Annotated in this window: 20 protein-coding genes; 11 read left to right on the forward strand and 9 right to left on the reverse strand. The window is 51.1% G+C overall.

What is annotated here, in order from left to right; genetic code table 11:
• Positions 1 to 7 precede the first annotated feature (7 nt).
• Both HV229_RS14670 and HV229_RS14675 read right to left on the reverse strand, forming a co-directional pair.
• Positions 8 to 217, reverse strand: a complete 210-nt coding sequence (locus tag HV229_RS14670) for a hypothetical protein (protein WP_181545729.1) — start codon at positions 215 to 217, stop codon at positions 8 to 10.
• Between the two features lie 427 nt (positions 218 to 644).
• On the reverse strand, positions 645 to 860 hold the full coding sequence (locus HV229_RS14675) for a hypothetical protein (RefSeq protein WP_039270078.1): 216 nt from the start codon (positions 858 to 860) through the stop codon (positions 645 to 647).
• A 209-nt stretch (positions 861 to 1,069) separates the two neighbouring features.
• Between HV229_RS14675 and HV229_RS14680 the strand changes: the two genes are divergently transcribed.
• The 7 genes from HV229_RS14680 to HV229_RS14710 all read left to right on the forward strand — a co-directional run bounded on the left by HV229_RS14680 (position 1,070) and on the right by HV229_RS14710 (position 7,136).
• Complete coding sequence (locus HV229_RS14680) at positions 1,070 to 1,276, forward strand: hypothetical protein (protein ID WP_016156718.1); 207 nt, start codon at positions 1,070 to 1,072, stop codon at positions 1,274 to 1,276.
• 11 nt (positions 1,277 to 1,287) lie between these two features.
• Positions 1,288 to 1,449, forward strand: coding sequence for a YdaE family protein (locus HV229_RS14685; RefSeq protein ID WP_057064861.1), 162 nt, complete (start codon positions 1,288 to 1,290; stop codon positions 1,447 to 1,449).
• Between the two features lie 139 nt (positions 1,450 to 1,588).
• A complete protein-coding gene (locus HV229_RS14690; protein WP_181545731.1) occupies positions 1,589 to 4,405 on the forward strand; it encodes a RecE family exodeoxyribonuclease in 2,817 nt (938 codons plus the stop codon).
• Between the two features lie 11 nt (positions 4,406 to 4,416).
• Positions 4,417 to 5,463, forward strand: a complete 1,047-nt coding sequence (locus HV229_RS14695) for a RecT family recombinase (protein ID WP_181547711.1) — start codon at positions 4,417 to 4,419, stop codon at positions 5,461 to 5,463.
• A gap of 39 nt (positions 5,464 to 5,502) precedes the next feature.
• Positions 5,503 to 5,745, forward strand: coding sequence for a DUF4060 family protein (locus tag HV229_RS14700; protein ID WP_047415379.1), 243 nt, complete (start codon positions 5,503 to 5,505; stop codon positions 5,743 to 5,745).
• Between the two features lie 64 nt (positions 5,746 to 5,809).
• Complete coding sequence (locus HV229_RS14705; protein ID WP_072034353.1) at positions 5,810 to 6,082, forward strand: excisionase; 273 nt, start codon at positions 5,810 to 5,812, stop codon at positions 6,080 to 6,082.
• Entirely contained in the window at positions 6,051 to 7,136 is a 1,086-nt protein-coding gene (locus tag HV229_RS14710; RefSeq protein ID WP_047415377.1) for a tyrosine-type recombinase/integrase, read from the forward strand. The genes HV229_RS14705 and HV229_RS14710 overlap by 32 nt, the downstream gene beginning before the upstream one ends.
• A 336-nt stretch (positions 7,137 to 7,472) precedes the next feature.
• On the opposite strand, the gene HV229_RS14715 is transcribed toward HV229_RS14710, so the two are convergent.
• The 3 genes from HV229_RS14715 to yobA are packed head-to-tail and all read right to left on the reverse strand — an operon-like array spanning position 7,473 to position 9,082.
• Positions 7,473 to 7,811, reverse strand: coding sequence for a YebY family protein (locus HV229_RS14715; RefSeq protein WP_115190683.1), 339 nt, complete (start codon positions 7,809 to 7,811; stop codon positions 7,473 to 7,475).
• Positions 7,812 to 7,831: 20 nt separating this feature from the next.
• Positions 7,832 to 8,704 (reverse strand): copper homeostasis membrane protein CopD, encoded by an 873-nt coding sequence (gene copD / locus HV229_RS14720; RefSeq protein WP_049271209.1) that lies wholly within the window; start codon positions 8,702 to 8,704, stop codon positions 7,832 to 7,834.
• A 3-nt stretch (positions 8,705 to 8,707) separates the two neighbouring features.
• Positions 8,708 to 9,082, reverse strand: coding sequence for a CopC domain-containing protein YobA (gene yobA / locus HV229_RS14725; RefSeq protein WP_046276426.1), 375 nt, complete (start codon positions 9,080 to 9,082; stop codon positions 8,708 to 8,710).
• A gap of 143 nt (positions 9,083 to 9,225) precedes the next feature.
• Here yobA and HV229_RS14730 point away from each other — a divergent pair, with 143 nt between their 5' ends.
• The 3 genes from HV229_RS14730 to exoX all read left to right on the forward strand — a co-directional run bounded on the left by HV229_RS14730 (position 9,226) and on the right by exoX (position 10,905).
• Entirely contained in the window at positions 9,226 to 9,456 is a 231-nt protein-coding gene (locus HV229_RS14730; protein ID WP_003034925.1) for a DNA polymerase III subunit theta, read from the forward strand.
• Positions 9,457 to 9,562: 106 nt separating this feature from the next.
• Positions 9,563 to 10,219, forward strand: a complete 657-nt coding sequence (locus HV229_RS14735) for a carbon-nitrogen hydrolase family protein (RefSeq protein ID WP_049271204.1) — start codon at positions 9,563 to 9,565, stop codon at positions 10,217 to 10,219.
• 23 nt (positions 10,220 to 10,242) lie between these two features.
• Positions 10,243 to 10,905: an exodeoxyribonuclease X gene (exoX, locus tag HV229_RS14740; protein WP_016152773.1), complete on the forward strand. Its 663-nt coding sequence runs from the start codon at positions 10,243 to 10,245 to the stop codon at positions 10,903 to 10,905.
• Here the strand turns inward: exoX and ptrB are convergent.
• The 4 genes from ptrB to yebG all read right to left on the reverse strand — a co-directional run bounded on the left by ptrB (position 10,887) and on the right by yebG (position 14,575).
• Positions 10,887 to 12,962: an oligopeptidase B gene (gene ptrB / locus HV229_RS14745; RefSeq protein ID WP_172976638.1), complete on the reverse strand. Its 2,076-nt coding sequence runs from the start codon at positions 12,960 to 12,962 to the stop codon at positions 10,887 to 10,889. The two genes, exoX and ptrB, sit on opposite strands and share 19 nt — an antisense overlap.
• 86 nt (positions 12,963 to 13,048) lie before the next feature.
• Positions 13,049 to 13,708 (reverse strand): tellurite resistance TerB family protein, encoded by a 660-nt coding sequence (locus HV229_RS14750; protein WP_016156220.1) that lies wholly within the window; start codon positions 13,706 to 13,708, stop codon positions 13,049 to 13,051.
• A 101-nt stretch (positions 13,709 to 13,809) separates the two neighbouring features.
• Entirely contained in the window at positions 13,810 to 14,163 is a 354-nt protein-coding gene (gene yebF, locus HV229_RS14755; protein ID WP_016152770.1) for a protein YebF, read from the reverse strand.
• A 121-nt stretch (positions 14,164 to 14,284) separates the two neighbouring features.
• Positions 14,285 to 14,575, reverse strand: coding sequence for a DNA damage-inducible protein YebG (yebG, locus tag HV229_RS14760; protein ID WP_003833810.1), 291 nt, complete (start codon positions 14,573 to 14,575; stop codon positions 14,285 to 14,287).
• 132 nt (positions 14,576 to 14,707) lie between these two features.
• On the opposite strand from yebG, the gene purT reads away from it, so the two are divergent.
• The gene (gene purT, locus HV229_RS14765; protein ID WP_181545733.1) at positions 14,708 to 15,886 is read left to right on the forward strand and encodes a formate-dependent phosphoribosylglycinamide formyltransferase; all 1,179 of its coding nucleotides are present in this window, start codon (positions 14,708 to 14,710) and stop codon (positions 15,884 to 15,886) included.
• The last annotated feature ends 27 nt before the right edge of the window (positions 15,887 to 15,913 follow it).

A 15,913-nucleotide genomic window follows, 5' to 3' on the forward strand; every position in this document is an offset into this window, starting at 1 on the left:
TTACTGCCTATTTAACAGCCTTACTGCCATTTCTCACTATCTCTGCCGCATCCCTGTTCACGCCCTTTCCGATAACATTCCCAGTTTCTTTGCGATATTGCTCTAGCTTGTCAATGATGGTCTGCTGAGTAACAGGTAAATCCGCCAGCGCTAACTCCATTACCGCCCGCCCTGCGGCATGAGCCATCATGTTCACTCTTTCTTCATTTAATTCCATTCAGCCACCCCGTCTTGATGTTTTTTTGAGCATAACATGCGACCGCATTAAAAATAAATTCCTTTCGCTATCAACATTTTAATAGCAATTGCATTCATTAAATAGCAATACGTATTGATATGACTGATAGCCATTGCTATTATCACCTCATCGCGAAACACTAAGCGCATAAGGTTCAACAACGTTCCGCCAGCCTGGCGACAAGGGCAAATGAGGAGAGGACCCATGAGAGGTAAATTTCGATTCACAACAATAACTGGCGATGATGATCATGTTGTTGTGATTCACAGTAGAAGCGTTACCTACCTTGAATCCTACGATAGTGGGGCGGGCGGTGAGGTGGTGAGAATTGTTTTGAACAGCGGCCACTCAATTTATGCAAGCGGCTCGCTGGAAGATGTTATGACCGAGCTATATGGCCGATCTCTTAAAGGACTAGCGGCCGAACTTTACCGGTCTTCAGCTTGCTTTCTTCGGAAGCTTTTTCGGAAACAAGCTTGATGCATTCAGGCATCAGCTCCATGACCTTCGCCAACACTAAGGCCGGAGTGGTTGTTGAAGTTTCTTTTGAGGCAATCGAAAGCGCCAAATCGTAGGCAACTGAATCAATCGTGCGATTGCCTGAGATGAGTTTGAATTTCATGACATTTCCTTGTTTTGACTGTGGAAATGACAGAGTACCGAATTCCTTTGACTGTGGAAAGCAAGGAACCCTGAAGCCTAACAGGGATAACAAACAGGCACATAAGAGTGAATTTCGCGGTGGTGAACTGCAGAGTTAAAACGCTCAACTGTGAAGATCAGCACCACGGCATCACCAGCGAAGTTCACTCAGCAATAGTGGAGAACATCATGGTTCATCAGCACTACGGTACACAGACGGTAAACCGCGGCGCAGTTCAGCCGGGAATGCTCGTCAAACACAAGGATTCAACCTGGACGGCATCAGCTAATGCTCGTGGTCGTTTGTATCTGCATCGCGGCGTTGAGATGACTTACACCAGGGATTTGCTGGTTGAAGTTTATCTGAACGGTCTGGGGAATGGCCTCAGCCATTAACGGAGAGTGTCATGCAAGACAAGAAATGCGGTTATTGCAGCAAGCCGGTTAAACCGGAAGAAGTAATCAAAAGTACCCTTCTCTATCGCAACGGCTCACTGCTGGCGCGCAAAGAGAAAGAGTACTGTTCCAGACGTTGCGCTTCGCACGACCAGATGGCTCACGAAGGCTAACGTACACCCCGCGCAAGGCGGGATCTACGTCCGGTGGCACCGACCAAAGTTACACCGGAAACAACATTAAAACCAAAGTTAACCCAATGGGCGCTATCAATGGTCCGGGGATTCTAACACCCAAAAATGAGGATCTCACATGGAATTTCCATATGTAGTTAAAGCCACACAAAAGTCGGGAAAGCCTGATGCTTTTGTCTGGTTCACTGCAAAAACTGAGGCTCGCGCCAACCTGATGCTGGACGTTGCTCTGGAAGACGCTGGCATCGAAACTGGCCGTGGTAAGGAGTACGCCAAGCCAATTCGCACTGACTTCCCGGTTGTTGATGACCTTCCGGAAGAAGGTGAAGTTGATTTCACCTGGTGCGATCGTTACGAACTGGCCGAAGACCAGCGCACCTGGAATCTGAAACTGAAAGCTGATGATGTGGTGCAGGAAGAAAAACACCTGGCTGATGACAATGTCGTTGATGGTGAAACCGGCCATGCAGAAGAGTCTCAGCAGTCAGAGCAGCCGAACCTGATCGTCGTAGCCACCCTGCCATTCCGCCAGCGCGTACTGGCTCAGTTCATCGGTGAAGGTGAATATCTCTATCACATCGACGCTGGGCAGAAAAACGAGATTGTCCGCCTTGAGATGGACACTGATGACACGTACATCCAGAACCTGTTGCTGGCTGCTGAGAATGTGGAAGCATTCAAAAAAGCCATTGAGCACGATATTCATAAAGTCGTGAATGCTGTTATGACTGTCTTCCCTGTCGACGGTAAAAAAACGGAGCTGGCAACAGTTATCCAGTTCCTGACGGTGTGGTTCAAAACTGATTACATCGATCGCGGCCTGCTGGTCAAGGAATGGCAGAAAGGTAATCGTGTTGCGCAGATTCAACGCACTGACGTCAAAACCAATGCTGGCGGTGGAAATAAGACCGATCGCAATCCTAAACTTACCCATTCTTTGGATAATCTGGATATAGAAATTGCTCTCGCCACTCTGTCGATGGATTTCAACATCTACGATATTCCCGGTGAAGCCTTCCGCCCAGCAAAAGCTATGGTACTAGCCAAAGATAGTCCATTCAAAGAGTGGTCCTCAGCCCTGCGCAAACGCGCAGGTATCCTAGATTATTCCCGCGCTGCGATTTTTGCGCTGATACGTAGCGCGCATCCTTCTTATTACCTTAATCCAGACCGTCTATCTGGTTATATCAACGCGAACCTAACGGAAACCGACCACGAGCACCCAACAACAGAAATGCTGGCAGCAGCCAGGCATAAGCCGGAAGAAAGCTGGGAAAACGAAATTAATAAGCAGGCCGCTGACGAACAGCCACAAATCGCCAACATGGGCAACGGCGTATTCTCCATCGATGGCCTGATGGGTGATCAACAAACACATACAGATGACCGCTCACCAGTTAATGAGGACACCACCAGTCATGTGCAGATGGAAGAAACTGTCAGTGATGAAGAACAGACTGGTGATGAAGTGCAGTCAGGCGAAAGCAGTCTGGAAACTGGTGAAGAGTCACATACCGGCCAGCAAGCCGATGTGAAACAAAAACCAGAAAACGCGCATCAGAATGATGAATCTGCGCATCAAAACGCCCAAAAAGTGAATCAAACCGAGCCAGATGCCCAATCTGACGAACCAGCTGTTGTTTACCCCGCTTACTTCGAGCCAGGTCGCTACGAAGGTCTGCCGAACGAGGTTTATCACGCAGCCAACGGTATCAGCTCTACCCAGGTGAAAGATGCGCGTGTGTCGCTGATGTACTTCAATGCGCGCCACGTAGAGAAAACCATTATCAAAGAACGCTCTCCTGTTCTGGATATGGGTAACCTGGTGCATGCACTGGCGTTGCAGCCAGAGCAGCTCGATGAAGAATTTAGCGTTGAACCCGTAATCCCGGAAGGCGCATTTACCACCACGGCAACTATCCGCGCGTTTATTGATGAGTACAACGCCAACCTGCCAGCGCAACTGAGCGCAGACGATATCAAAGCTTTGCTAGAAGAATACAACGCCACGCTGCCAGTACAACTGCCGCTCGGCGGGTCGCTGGAAGAAACCGGCCAGAGTTATATGTCGCTGCCCGAAGAGTACCAGCGTATCGAAGCGGATCAGAAACAGACCGCAGCGGCGATGAAAGCCTGCATCAAGGAATACAACGCCACTCTGCCTGCACAGTTGAAAACCAGCGGTAGCCGTGATGCGTTACTCGAGCAGTTGGTAATCATCAATCCTGACCTGGTTGCACAGGAAGCGCAGAAACCCCAACAGCTGAAAGTGTCCGGTACTAAAGCAGATCTGATACAGGCAGTGAAGTCTGTTAATCCGGACGCCGTCTTCGCCGACGAACTGCTGGATGCGTGGCGCGAGAACCCGCAAGGGAAAGTGCTGGTAACCCGCCAGCAACTTAGTACCGCGCTGAACATTCAGAAAGCTCTGCTCCAGCACCCCACCGCCGGCAAGCTACTGACACACCCGAGCCGCGCTGTTGAGGTTAGTTATTTCGGATTCGACGACGAAACCGGGCTGGAAGTCCGTGTACGTCCGGATCTGGAAATCGACCTGGACGGTGTGCGCATCGGTGCCGACCTGAAAACCATCAGTATGTGGAACGTTAAGCAGGAGGGTCTTCGCGCCAAACTGCACCGGGAAATCATCGATCGTGACTACCACCTGAGCGCGGCTATGTATTGCGAGACCGCAGCACTGGACCAGTTCTTCTGGATTTTCGTCAACAAAGACGAGAACTACCACTGGATCGCCATCATCGAGGCATCCGCAGAACTACTGGAACTGGGCATGTTGGAGTACCGCAAGGCGATGCGCGCCATCGCTACCGGTTTTGATACTGGTGAATGGCCAGCGCCGATCACTGCTGATTACACCGACGAACTGAACGACTTCGACCTGCGCCGCCTTGAAGCGCTGCGCACTCAGGTATAAGGGGAATGATGATGGAAAAGACCAACGTTGCAGTTATTGAACATAACGAACCTAACACGATGAATAACACATCCCTGCTTCTGAATATCGACGTCATGGATCGCATGATGAAGCTAGCAGAGGTGATGTCTCAGGGCGTAGCGACAGTACCGAAACATCTACAGGGAAGACCTTCTGATTGCCTAGCAATAATCATGCAGGCCGCTCGTTGGGGTATGGACCCATTTGTTGTAGGACAGAAAACACACCTAGTTAACGGGGCTCTGGGTTATGAAGCACAGCTTTACAACGCTTTAATCACCAGCTCCAAAGTTGTACACGGGCGCTTTAAATACGAGTACGGCGGCGAGTGGGAAAAAATTGTTGGCAAAAAAGACGGGCGTGATGAATCAGGTTTGTTTGTTCGCGTCGGAGCAGTCCTTCGAGGCGAGACAGAGGTGACCTGGGGAGAGCCAATTTACCTTGCTGATATTACTACGCGAAATTCCCCTTTGTGGAAAACCGCACCTAAACAGCAAATAGGTTATTTGGCCGTCAAGTATTGGGCGAGGACTTACTGCCCTGAAGTCACAATGGGTGTTTATGACAGAGAAGATCTGGAACAACGAACAGAGCGCGAAATTAACCCTGCACCAATCCAACGAATGAGCGCTGCTGAAATAGCATGTGACACCGTCACAACCACGCAGAGCGCACAGGAATCATCGGTAAATATCGACTCACTGGCTGATGATTTCCGCGAACGCATCGATGCCGCTCAGGATGTTGATAGTGCAAAAGCACTGCGCGCTGATATCGAAAGCGCGAAGGCCACGCTCGGATCTGCCCTGTTCACCGAGCTGAAGAATAAGGCAGTGAAACGCTATTACTTGGTTGATTCACGTAACAAGGTTGAAGCCGCGATCAACTCCCTACCGTCTCCGGACGCACCGGATGCAGCTGAACGGTTTGGGGAAGTTGAGCGAGCTCTTGCAACGGCGAAACGTCATCTGGGCGACGAGCTGCACGATCAGTTCAGCATCATCCTGGCGGATATGAAACCGGAATACGTGGCCTAAGGGAGGCGGGAGGCTTCGCCCTCCCACTGAGGAGATGTAATGCGACTGATTAACCGAGCCAATCAGCAATCCCCATTAGCGCGTCAGGCATGCGACATAGCACTGGCCACTCATGCAGAACGTTACGGCGACTATGGCCGCAGCAAGATGAAAGAGACGTACACGGTGAGAGTTGAAGGCGTAAAGGTCTGGGTTGAGGTAGTTAACCGTAAGGCGAGCTACGTGGCCACGGCAATGACAGGTATGCGCCGGTTGCGCGCGCTGCCAGGTCAGGTGAGTTGATAACGATATTTCATTAACAGTTTTCCGGCAGCTCTATAATAAGTTGCCGGAAGCCGGAGGTAGTATGGCCAAGCTTCTTAATCTGCTGGAATGGGCGAATTCAACTTATTCAACCCCTCCGTCTCTTTCAACACTTCGCCGCTGGGCGCGGGAGGGGCGCATTTTCCCTGCCCCGGAGCTTCACGGCAAAGAATATAAGGTTCAGCCTGACGCCATCTATGTGGATCCGAGCAAAAAGAACCTTCGTCACAAAGCAAAACACCTAGCGCTGCCAACTGGCGGCACTCTACTGGAGAGACTGACTCATGGCGAAAAGGCCAGTTCGTTACGACGCTAACCTGCCCCGTAACCTGACCTATCGTAAAAGAGACAGGCTTTATAGCTGGCGAAACCCGATTACCGGTCAAGAGTTATCTCTTGGCCGGATCGACAGAAAGGACGCCATTTCTCAGGCCATCGAAGCCAATAACTACATCGAACAGAATTACCTTCCGTCAGCGCTGCTGGACCGCATAAAGGAAACACCCACATTTACGGTGAAAGCGTGGCTTGAGCGTTACGAAGTAATTCTTGAGCGAAGAGAATTGAAGCCCAACACGATGAAGGTCAGGCGTAACCAGATCGCCACTATCAGTGATGAATTCGGACGTATGCCGCTATCTGCTGTCAGCACGAAGGACGTATCTTCTTTTCTTGAGAGTTACATACTCTGTGACAAGAAGAGCATGGCCTCCGGACTGCGTTCGGTGTTGTTGGATATTTTCAGGGAAGCGATTGTCGAAGGGCATATTGAAAGGAACCCGGCAGAGCCGACAAGAACGCCGACACCAAAAGTGAAGCGTGAGCGTCTTTTGCTTGAACAGTTTGAGATAATAAGAGATGCCGCAACAACCCATTCCGAATGGGCTGCAAATGCATGTGACCTTGCACTTGTCACCGGACAAAGAAGAGAGGACGTATCGTTGTTCAGATTCAGCGATATCAGGGATGGAAGGTTGTTTGTCACGCAGGAAAAGACAGGTCACAAATTGGCGTTGCCACTTGATTTGCGACTGGACTCTGCTGATTTGGTACTGCAGGATGTTATCGACCGTTGTCGTAAAAACAACCCGTCAGACTTCATGATTTATTCTTCGGTAAGGCGTGGCGGTAGGAAGCCAGGTCCGTTAACTCCGGACGGAATCACTCAAGCGTTTTCCGATATCAGGGATTCTACAGAGTTAAAGTTTGGCCCCAACCCTCCTCCGTTCCATGAAATCAGGAGTTTGGCGAGTAGACTCTATGAAAGGGAGCGCGGAGAGGATTTCGCACAGAGGCTGCTGGGGCATAAAAATTTAACAATGACCAAAAAATACCTGGACGCACGTGGTGCAGAATATGTTATGGTTTAGACAGGATATGGAAATTTCGAGTAATTTTCGTGGAATTTCGTGAAAGCACCGAAAAAACCCAACGAAAACAAGAATATAAAAAGAGACCGAATACGATTCCTGTATTCGGTCCAGGGAAATGGCTCTTGGGAGAGAGCCGTGCGCTAAAAGTTGGCATTAATGCAGGCTAAGTTACCCTGCCATTTAAGAATAGATGACAGCGCCAGGTTTTCCAGTCCGCGACTAAAGTGGCCTGAAAAAAAGGACGATTGTCACACATCCAAACGTAAAAACCGCAAGTTCTCCTGAGAGAGCCTTGCGGTTTTTTATTGGAAATCAGAACGCTACATCTGACAATTAGCAGAGCTTTTCTGCACGCTCCACAAACGGTGCGAGGCTCATTTTTTCACCCGGTTTCGCCGGGTCGTCAATCTGGATAATCTCGATCGGCTTCGCCGTAGTTTTCCCGCTCTCTACCTGCTGTCTGGCAACATCATTCAATGGGTATTGCACCAGCGTACTGGGATTGATGACATACAGCGCGTTACCCGGACGGCAGGTCAGCATCACCTCTTCCCGATTAAACGCCCACTTATCTTTGCCAACCTCAAAACGGCTGACGGTGATGACCTGTGGCGCAGCCAGCGCGGCCCCTGAACTTGCCAGTATTAATAACGAGATAATGATTTTTTTCATGCGTTTTGCCAATCCATCAATCAGAAAGGTTCGAGGGTTGCAAACAGGCTGACAATCGCCAGCACAACGGCCCCAATTCCCCATTCCAGCTTAGTCATCCAAACAAAATAGAGTGTCATACTGCGGTTATCCTGCCGCATGCGTGGTACCAGAACATACCGATTCACCAGCGCAATCGCCACCATTAGCATCACCAGAGCACCTTTTAACAAAAGCAGTTGCCCGTAAGCCATGTGCCAGGGAACAGAAAAACCAACAATAAACAGCGCATTCATGATACCGGTAAGTAAAACTCCGATAACGAAAAGATGCCCGTAGCGGGAGAAACGCATCATAGTATTGATGGCCTGTTCCCGCCAGCGGCCTTGCGCCATTTGCATACAGTAAAGTACGGGCAGCAAACCACCGAACCAGGCGGCAGCGCATACCAAATGCAAGGCGTGGTTAACCTGCTGGATTGCCCCTGCGATACCGCTATGCAGCGTCGCGTGTCCGACGCCAGCCAGCAAAATAAACTGCGCAATCGTCAGCATTAACAGCCGTCGCGGCATGCTGCGCGGTACTATAATTACCACCACCAGCGTGACCAGTGCGAGGATAATCTGCCATAACCACACGCCGCCAAACTGCGTTTGCAACACGGCGCCCCATATGTCACTAGAAATAACATCCCGCCAGCCTGAGCCCATTAAACCACCCTGGATCGCCAGCATCAGCGTCGCGCTAATGAAGCTCCACGCTGCGGCATGTCGTTGCAGACGCAAAAAACGACGCATCATTAAACGACGAACCGAAACGGGAGCCAGCCATGCGCCGTAGAGCGCACAGCCAAACACCAGCATCAACGTGGTAAAATGGATAAACCGTAGTGCAACCCAGGTAAATTCCAGCATTGGTTATTTCACGCTAAAGGTATATTGCCCCTTTGTCTTATGGCCATCCACGGAGACGACGTGCCAGTCGACAGTATATTTTCCGGCCTCAAGCGTTTGAGCAAGCGGAATAATCAGTTGTGTTTTGTCCTGTTCACTGCGTGATGCCTTGCCCGTTTTGATCTGTTCTTTGTTTGGGCCTGTCAGCGTTGCGCCGCTGAATCCCGGCTCGACACCTTCAGAGAAATTCAGCGTCAACGCCTGAGGAGATACCGCAACATCGGCATTAGCCGCCGGGCTTTGTTTTGTCAGGTGAGCATGAGCCAGAGCGGCGGGAGTTGCCAGAACGCTGGCGAGTACGATGAGAGCGTTACGAAGCATAGATGCAGATGAAGCCATTTCAACTATTCCTTTTTGTTATGTCTAATCTATAGAGAATAACCTTCTACAATGATCGAGTCGAGAATCATCATTTCGGTCTTGCCATTAATGCACACTCTTAGTAACTTTGCGCGCCGAAAGACAGAGAAAAGGAGAAGCCCATGAACATCAATCTGGCCAAACTTGAGCAAGCTGAAATGGATAAGGTCAATGTTGACCTGGCCGCGGCGGGTGTCGCATTTAAGGAGCGATACAACATGCCGGTTGTTGCCGAAGTCGTTGAGCGTGAACAGCCCGAACATTTACGCGACTGGTTTCGGGAAAGACTGATCGCGCACCGTCTGGCATCTGTTTCCCTTTCACGTTTACCCTACGAGCCTAAAGTTAAATAAAACTTATATTACGTTACGATTCCTTACATGATGCCTGCTACAGTATAAGTATATTCTTAATCTATACTTTAAAGATGGTTGTAGACACTATGAAAAGGAAATCATTATGTCGCACTGGAAAATCGCAGCAGCACAGTACGAACCTCTTCAAACCTCAGTTACCGAACATGTCGCGCATCACCTGCAATTCATTCAGGCAGCCGCTCAATGCCAATGTGAATTGCTGGTTTTCCCCTCCCTTTCCCTGTTGGGTTGTGTTGATGAGAATGACGCGCTCCCTGCCCCACCCGATGAAGCGTTGTTAGAACCTATCGCGCATGCAGCCGTGACTTATCGCATGACGATTATTGCGGGGCTATCGGTAGAACATAACAATCGGTTCGTAAAAGGTATCGCGCTTTTCTCTCCCTGGATGACCTCCCCCTTAATGTTTCATCAGAGCCACGGGGCCTGTATCGCCAGACAGCAAAATGCCATCAGCGTTGTGGATAGCCAGCCGGAAGGTATCGATATCGACCCGGCGTACTCGCTATTCACCAGCAGTCAGTCTGTCAGTGAGCCCGAATTGCTCTCCTCCACATCTCGTCTACAGAGTTTCTCGCATAAATTTGCCATTGCGGTATTAATGGCAAATGCGCGTGGCAGCAGCGCGTTATGGGATGAGCAAGGTCGATTGATTGTTCGCGCAGACAGCGGTTCCTTACTCTTAACCGGTCAACGCACGCCACGGGGTTGGCAAGGTGATATCATTCCTTTACGCTAATCGTTTTGGGTCAGGAGCATGGCATGTTGCGCATAATAGATACAGAAACCTGTGGTCTGCAGGGAGGCATTGTTGAGATTGCTTCTGTCGATGTGGTTGACGGAAAAATAGTCAATCCCATGAGCCACCTGGTGCGTCCTGACCGCCCCATCAGCCCTCAGGCGATGGCAATTCATCGCATTACGGAAGCGATGGTGGCCGATAAGCCATGGATTGAAGATGTCATCCCACAATATTACGGCAGTGAATGGTACGTGGCGCACAATGCAAGTTTTGATCGCCGCGTATTACCCGACATGCCCGGGGAGTGGATTTGCACCATGAAACTCTCCCGTCGTTTGTGGCCAGGAATCAAATACAGCAACATGGCGCTGTATAAATCGCGCAAGCTGAGCGTGCAGACGCCAGCTGGCCTGCATCATCACCGTGCCCTGTACGACTGCTACATCACCGCGGCACTGCTGATCGACATCATACAAACGTCAGGCTGGTCAGCAGAACAGATGGTCGATATTACCGGCCGTCCTGCGTTACTTACTACTTTCACTTTCGGCAAGTATCGCGGAAAACCTGTATCAGAAGTGGCTGAACGCGATCCGGGCTATCTGCGCTGGTTATTTAATAACCTCGACAGTATGAGCCCGGAGCTGCGCTTAACGCTGAAGCACTATCTGGATAACGCCTGAGCAGACGCCTGCCCAGGCAGTGTCCCCTGCGCCAGTCCGATCAAAAACGCGTATTCCAGGGCCACGCCTTCGTATGATTTAAAACGCCCGGATTTTCCGCCATGCCCGGAATCCATATCTGTGCAGAGTAACAGCAGACGATCGTCCGTTTTCAGCTCGCGCAGTTTTGCCACCCATTTTGCCGGTTCCCAGTATTGCACCTGGGAGTCGTGTAATCCCGTCGTAACCAGCAGATGAGGATAATCTTGCGCTGTAACATTGTCATACGGGCTGTAGCTTTTCATGTAGGTGTAATACTCTTCGTCCTGCGGATTCCCCCACTCTTCAAACTCACCGGTCGTCAGGGGAATGGACTCATCCAGCATCGTGGTCACCACATCGACAAAAGGCACCTGCGCAATGACGCCATGGAAGAGTTCCGGGCGCTCATTAATGGCAACACCCATTAACATTCCTCCGGCGCTCCCCCCCATGCCATAACACAGCGAAGGCGCGCCATAACCCATTTTTAGCAGCGCGTCGCAGACGTCAAGGTAGTCATTGAAGGTATTTTTCTTGAGCAGAAACTTACCGTCTTCGTACCACTGCTGTCCTAACTCGCCGCCGCCACGCACATGAGCAATGGCATAAACAAAGCCGCGATCCAGTAAGCTCAAGCGGCTGCTGCTGAAATCGGCGTCCATGCTGGCGCCATACGAGCCATAGCCGTAGACCAGTAACGGGTTTTTCCCTTTCAGGAAATACTTTTGATGGTAAACCAGCGAAACCGGAACCTCGGTGCCATCACGCGCGGTGATCCAGACGTGTTCGCTACGGTAGTTCACCGCATCAAACCCTGGGACCTCCGTCTGTTTGAGTACGCGACGCTCTCCGGTGTCCATATCCAGTTCAAACAGCGTGTCCGGTGTGGTCATGGAGGAATAGCCATAACGCAGACGCGATGTCTCAGGTTCTGGATTATAGGCAAGCCATGTCACATACGCCGGATCATCAAAAGCGATACCGACCACTTCGCGCGTTTTACGATTAATCTGTCGCAGGCTGGTTAAGCCCCGCTGACGCTCTTCCACCACCAGCCAGTCTGTGAACAGCGTAAAGCCCTCCAACATGACGCTGTCGCGCGGCGGGATCAGCGTCTCCCAGGCTTGTTCATCACGCACACGGGTACGGTACAGGCCGAAATTTTTACCCTGACAATTGGAACGCAGATAAAACGTATGCTGATAGTGATCGAGACTATACTCGTGATCTTTGCGTCGCGCTAAAAAGACTAACGGCTCGGCATCCGCCAGTTCTGCGTCAAGCAGCAAAACCTCACTGGTGGTCGCGCTGGCGATATGAATAACTACATAATGTAACGAGGTCGTTTTATGCAGACTGACATAAAACATGTCATCGGCTTCTTCATACACCAGCTCATCCAGTGATGACGGCGAGCCGACGGTATGCCGCCACACTTGATACGGGAGCAGCGTCGTTGCGTGTTTGCGCACGTAATAGAAGGTTTGCGAGTCATTCGCCCAGACCAGATCCGCTTCAACGTTTTCCAGCACTTCCGGATACCAGTTGCCGCTTTGCAGATTGCGAAAACGCACGCCATATTGCCGACGAGAGAGATAATCTTCGGCCAACGCCATGATGGTGTTATCCGGAGATATCGCCAGTCCCCCCAGCGTATAAAACTCACTGTGGGCCGCGCGCTGGTTACCATCCAGCAAGGTGTCCCATTCATCCCACTCTTCACTGAAGGCAGACTGACGTTGATAAATGGCATATTCGCACCCCGGTTCATAAATATGCCGGTAGCGATAACCATTCTTCACATAGGGGGCGGAAGCATCCTGAGGCGGGATACGGTCGATAATCTCTTTCAGGACGCGATCCTGCAATGCCTGCTGCGAGGCCATGATCTGGCGGCCATACGCATTTTCTTGTTGCAGATAATCCAGCACTTCTGGCTGCGAGCGGGTGTCATCTCGCAGCCAGTAATAATTATCAACGCGGGTATCGCCATGATTCGTCATGGCGTGGGGAATACGAGAAGCTTTTGGTAGCATGTCATTGTTCTTTTGCTTAAACATCCTATAAGGGTGGCAAAAGACAGCAATGATGCAAGCGAAACATGCGCCTTAACGGTAAGTAATTAACCTGGTAAAGCCTGTTTTTGTTCCTTGAGATCCTGTTCAATGCCTTCACGAACATCCTGCGGGATCTTCAACGCATCGCCCAGCGCGTTCAGATAGCTACGCTCCATAAAGTGGTCGATATCAATCGCCGCACAGCTCAGGAAGTATATTTCCAGCGCCTCTTCTTCGTTGCGGATCCCTTGTGCCAGGCGCTGAGGATCTAACGGTTGTTCAATGGCGCGTTCGATCAGAACGCGTCCCTGCTCTTCCACGCCTGCTTCACGAAGTTGCTGCTCAATGGCGGTACGTTCTTTGGCATCAATATGACCATCGCTTTTCGCCGCAAAAACCAGCGCCAGGATCAGTCGTTCGGTTCGCTCATCCAGCGGCGAGCTTTGTGCACCGAACTGCGGCTCACCCTGATGCGCCGCGCGAACCTTATCCTTGTATTTGTTCCATAACACGGTACCGGCAACCGCACCGCCGCCCACCAGAAGCGCGCTGGTGCCGTATTTACTCAGTAACTTACGTGAAGATTTGTTGGCAACCAGTAATCCTGCCAGACCGCCTAACGCGCCGGGAACCAGAAGTTTACTCAGCCCTTGCTCACCAGAAGATGACGCGGAAGATCCTTTTTGCCCAAGAAGAGATTGAAGTTGATTCAGCCAGTTAGCCATGTTGCCCCTCAAGTACAGACGAATAATCATCAAAGCGTACCCGAGGGGATGTCAGGAAGTGTTCAGGTCATCAAAAGAAGTGCAAATACCTTCTGCCTTCGTTACTGCGACTGATACTCCGCCGTTCCGGCTTTGCAGTCGACTTTTACCTGGTAGTGAATATCCGCGCTTTTACCGCGAACCGTGAGGGGAACTGACCATTTCCCATCTTTACCCGTAATATCAGGCGTGTTGACCCAGGCGACAGGATCGGCTTGCCCGACGCGTTTTTGATCGTCAGCCCAGCGCGCGATGCGATTTTGCTGATAATCACGTTTCACGCTCGCCGCGATACCGTCAGCATTCAGTCCTTCGCACTTGGGGAACTGAACTTTCTTGCTTTCCATATTTGCCGCAAATACAGATACGCTGGCAGATAACAACAGCAGGCTCAACAACGCTCTTTTTTTATACATTCTTTTCTCCTTAATCTCCCCTTCGTCCTTCAGGTTGCCTGTTGCAACGTGAAAAGACGTCAGGGATTGCACAATGATTCAGGGAAAAGCATGGTACAAAACGTCAGGAGCGCAAGTCGTTTCAGGCAGCCTGAGTATCATCCTCAGCGTGCGCATCGTTTTCGACCGCCTGCGGAGAGGGCAGCTTGCCGTTTTTCAGAATGGCGCTCAGCACATCTTTCTGCTCAGCCAGCCACAGGGAAAGCGCTTCGCGCTGCTCGTCTTCCAGCGCTACCGGCGATTGCTCCAGCCATGTGTCGAGCAAATCTGCTGTATCAAGCATTTTGTCATACGCATCGGCTTCCTTTTTGCTGGTAAACGACATTTTTTCCTCACCTTCCCGAATGACTACGTATTTAACTTCAACCGCCATTTTTGCAGCCTCTTAAATTACCTGTATTTATGTACAGTATATTCTTTTTGCGCCTTGAAATCAACCTGGTAATAAAGACAGACGCAAACGTTTTCGTATATACTGCGCCCAGATAAAACAGGGGATTAATTTATGACGTTATTAGGCACAGCGCTGCGTCCCGCAGCAACGCGAGTGATGTTATTAGGTTCAGGTGAACTGGGTAAAGAGGTAGCGATTGAATGCCAACGCCTGGGTGTGGAAGTCATTGCCGTGGATCGTTACCCCGACGCGCCAGCCATGCACGTTGCCCATCGCTCATACGTAATCAACATGCTGGATGGCGATGCTTTACGCCAGCTCGTCGAGCGTGAAAAACCACATTATATCGTGCCGGAAATAGAGGCGATTGCCACGGATATGCTGGTAAAACTGGAACAAGACGGTCACAACATCGTGCCGTGCGCCCGAGCGACGCAGTTGACCATGAACCGCGAAGGAATCCGTCGTCTCGCCGCCGAAGAATTATCTCTACCGACCTCTTCTTACCGCTTTGCTGACAGCGAAGCCCGCTTTCGCGAGGCCGTCGCCGAAATCGGCTATCCCTGCATCGTGAAGCCGGTAATGAGTTCCTCCGGTAAGGGACAGAGCTTTATTCGTTCCGCCGATCGACTCACTGAAGCCTGGAATTATGCTCAACAAGGCGGCCGAGCAGGTGCCGGACGCGTTATCGTCGAAGGCGTAGTGAATTTTGATTTTGAAATCACCCTGCTTACCGTCAGCGCCGTTGATGGCGTACATTTCTGCGCACCGGTAGGACATCGTCAGGAAGATGGCGATTATCGCGAATCCTGGCAGCCGCAGCAGATGGGTGAACTGGCGCTGGCTCGAGCGCAGGAGATTGCCCGTAAGGTGGTGCTGGCGCTGGGCGGCCACGGTCTGTTTGGGGTAGAGCTATTTGTCTGCGGTGATGAGGTCATTTTCAGCGAAGTTTCCCCTCGCCCTCACGACACGGGTATGGTGACCTTGATTTCGCAGGATCTGTCTGAGTTTGCCCTGCATGTACGCGCATTTCTCGGTCTGCCGGTTGGCGCAATCCGTCAGTATGGGCCTTCTGCTTCCGCCGTTATTCTGCCGCAGCTTACCAGCCAGAATGTCACGTTTGATAACGTACAGGCCGCTGTGGGCACAGGTATGCAAGTCAGATTCTTCGGCAAGCCGGACATCGACGGGAGCCGTCGTATGGGCGTTGTGCTGGCCACAGCGCAGAGTATTGAAGACGCAGTGACACGCGCGAAAGACGCGGCGGCACAGGTGAAAGTCGCAGGATAAAAAACGGGCCAGATGGCCCGTTTTAGA

Source organism: Citrobacter sp. RHBSTW-00524 (genome assembly GCF_013747755.1).
In the GTDB taxonomy this organism is placed as follows: Bacteria; Pseudomonadota; Gammaproteobacteria; order Enterobacterales; family Enterobacteriaceae; genus Citrobacter; species Citrobacter braakii.

Coding starts and splice junctions, on each gene's coding strand:
- HV229_RS14670 (WP_181545729.1), bottom strand. CDS start 217: ATGGAATTAAATGAAGAAAGAGTGAACATGATGGCTCATGCCGCAGGG.
- HV229_RS14675 (WP_039270078.1), bottom strand. CDS start 860: ATGAAATTCAAACTCATCTCAGGCAATCGCACGATTGATTCAGTTGCC.
- HV229_RS14680 (WP_016156718.1), top strand. CDS start 1,070: ATGGTTCATCAGCACTACGGTACACAGACGGTAAACCGCGGCGCAGTT.
- HV229_RS14685 (WP_057064861.1), top strand. CDS start 1,288: ATGCAAGACAAGAAATGCGGTTATTGCAGCAAGCCGGTTAAACCGGAA.
- HV229_RS14690 (WP_181545731.1), top strand. CDS start 1,589: ATGGAATTTCCATATGTAGTTAAAGCCACACAAAAGTCGGGAAAGCCT.
- HV229_RS14695 (WP_181547711.1), top strand. CDS start 4,417: ATGGAAAAGACCAACGTTGCAGTTATTGAACATAACGAACCTAACACG.
- HV229_RS14700 (WP_047415379.1), top strand. CDS start 5,503: ATGCGACTGATTAACCGAGCCAATCAGCAATCCCCATTAGCGCGTCAG.
- HV229_RS14705 (WP_072034353.1), top strand. CDS start 5,810: ATGGCCAAGCTTCTTAATCTGCTGGAATGGGCGAATTCAACTTATTCA.
- HV229_RS14710 (WP_047415377.1), top strand. CDS start 6,051: ATGGCGAAAAGGCCAGTTCGTTACGACGCTAACCTGCCCCGTAACCTG.
- HV229_RS14715 (WP_115190683.1), bottom strand. CDS start 7,811: ATGAAAAAAATCATTATCTCGTTATTAATACTGGCAAGTTCAGGGGCC.
- copD (WP_049271209.1), bottom strand. CDS start 8,704: ATGCTGGAATTTACCTGGGTTGCACTACGGTTTATCCATTTTACCACG.
- yobA (WP_046276426.1), bottom strand. CDS start 9,082: ATGGCTTCATCTGCATCTATGCTTCGTAACGCTCTCATCGTACTCGCC.
- HV229_RS14730 (WP_003034925.1), top strand. CDS start 9,226: ATGAACATCAATCTGGCCAAACTTGAGCAAGCTGAAATGGATAAGGTC.
- HV229_RS14735 (WP_049271204.1), top strand. CDS start 9,563: ATGTCGCACTGGAAAATCGCAGCAGCACAGTACGAACCTCTTCAAACC.
- exoX (WP_016152773.1), top strand. CDS start 10,243: ATGTTGCGCATAATAGATACAGAAACCTGTGGTCTGCAGGGAGGCATT.
- ptrB (WP_172976638.1), bottom strand. CDS start 12,962: ATGCTACCAAAAGCTTCTCGTATTCCCCACGCCATGACGAATCATGGC.
- HV229_RS14750 (WP_016156220.1), bottom strand. CDS start 13,708: ATGGCTAACTGGCTGAATCAACTTCAATCTCTTCTTGGGCAAAAAGGA.
- yebF (WP_016152770.1), bottom strand. CDS start 14,163: ATGTATAAAAAAAGAGCGTTGTTGAGCCTGCTGTTGTTATCTGCCAGC.
- yebG (WP_003833810.1), bottom strand. CDS start 14,575: ATGGCGGTTGAAGTTAAATACGTAGTCATTCGGGAAGGTGAGGAAAAA.
- purT (WP_181545733.1), top strand. CDS start 14,708: ATGACGTTATTAGGCACAGCGCTGCGTCCCGCAGCAACGCGAGTGATG.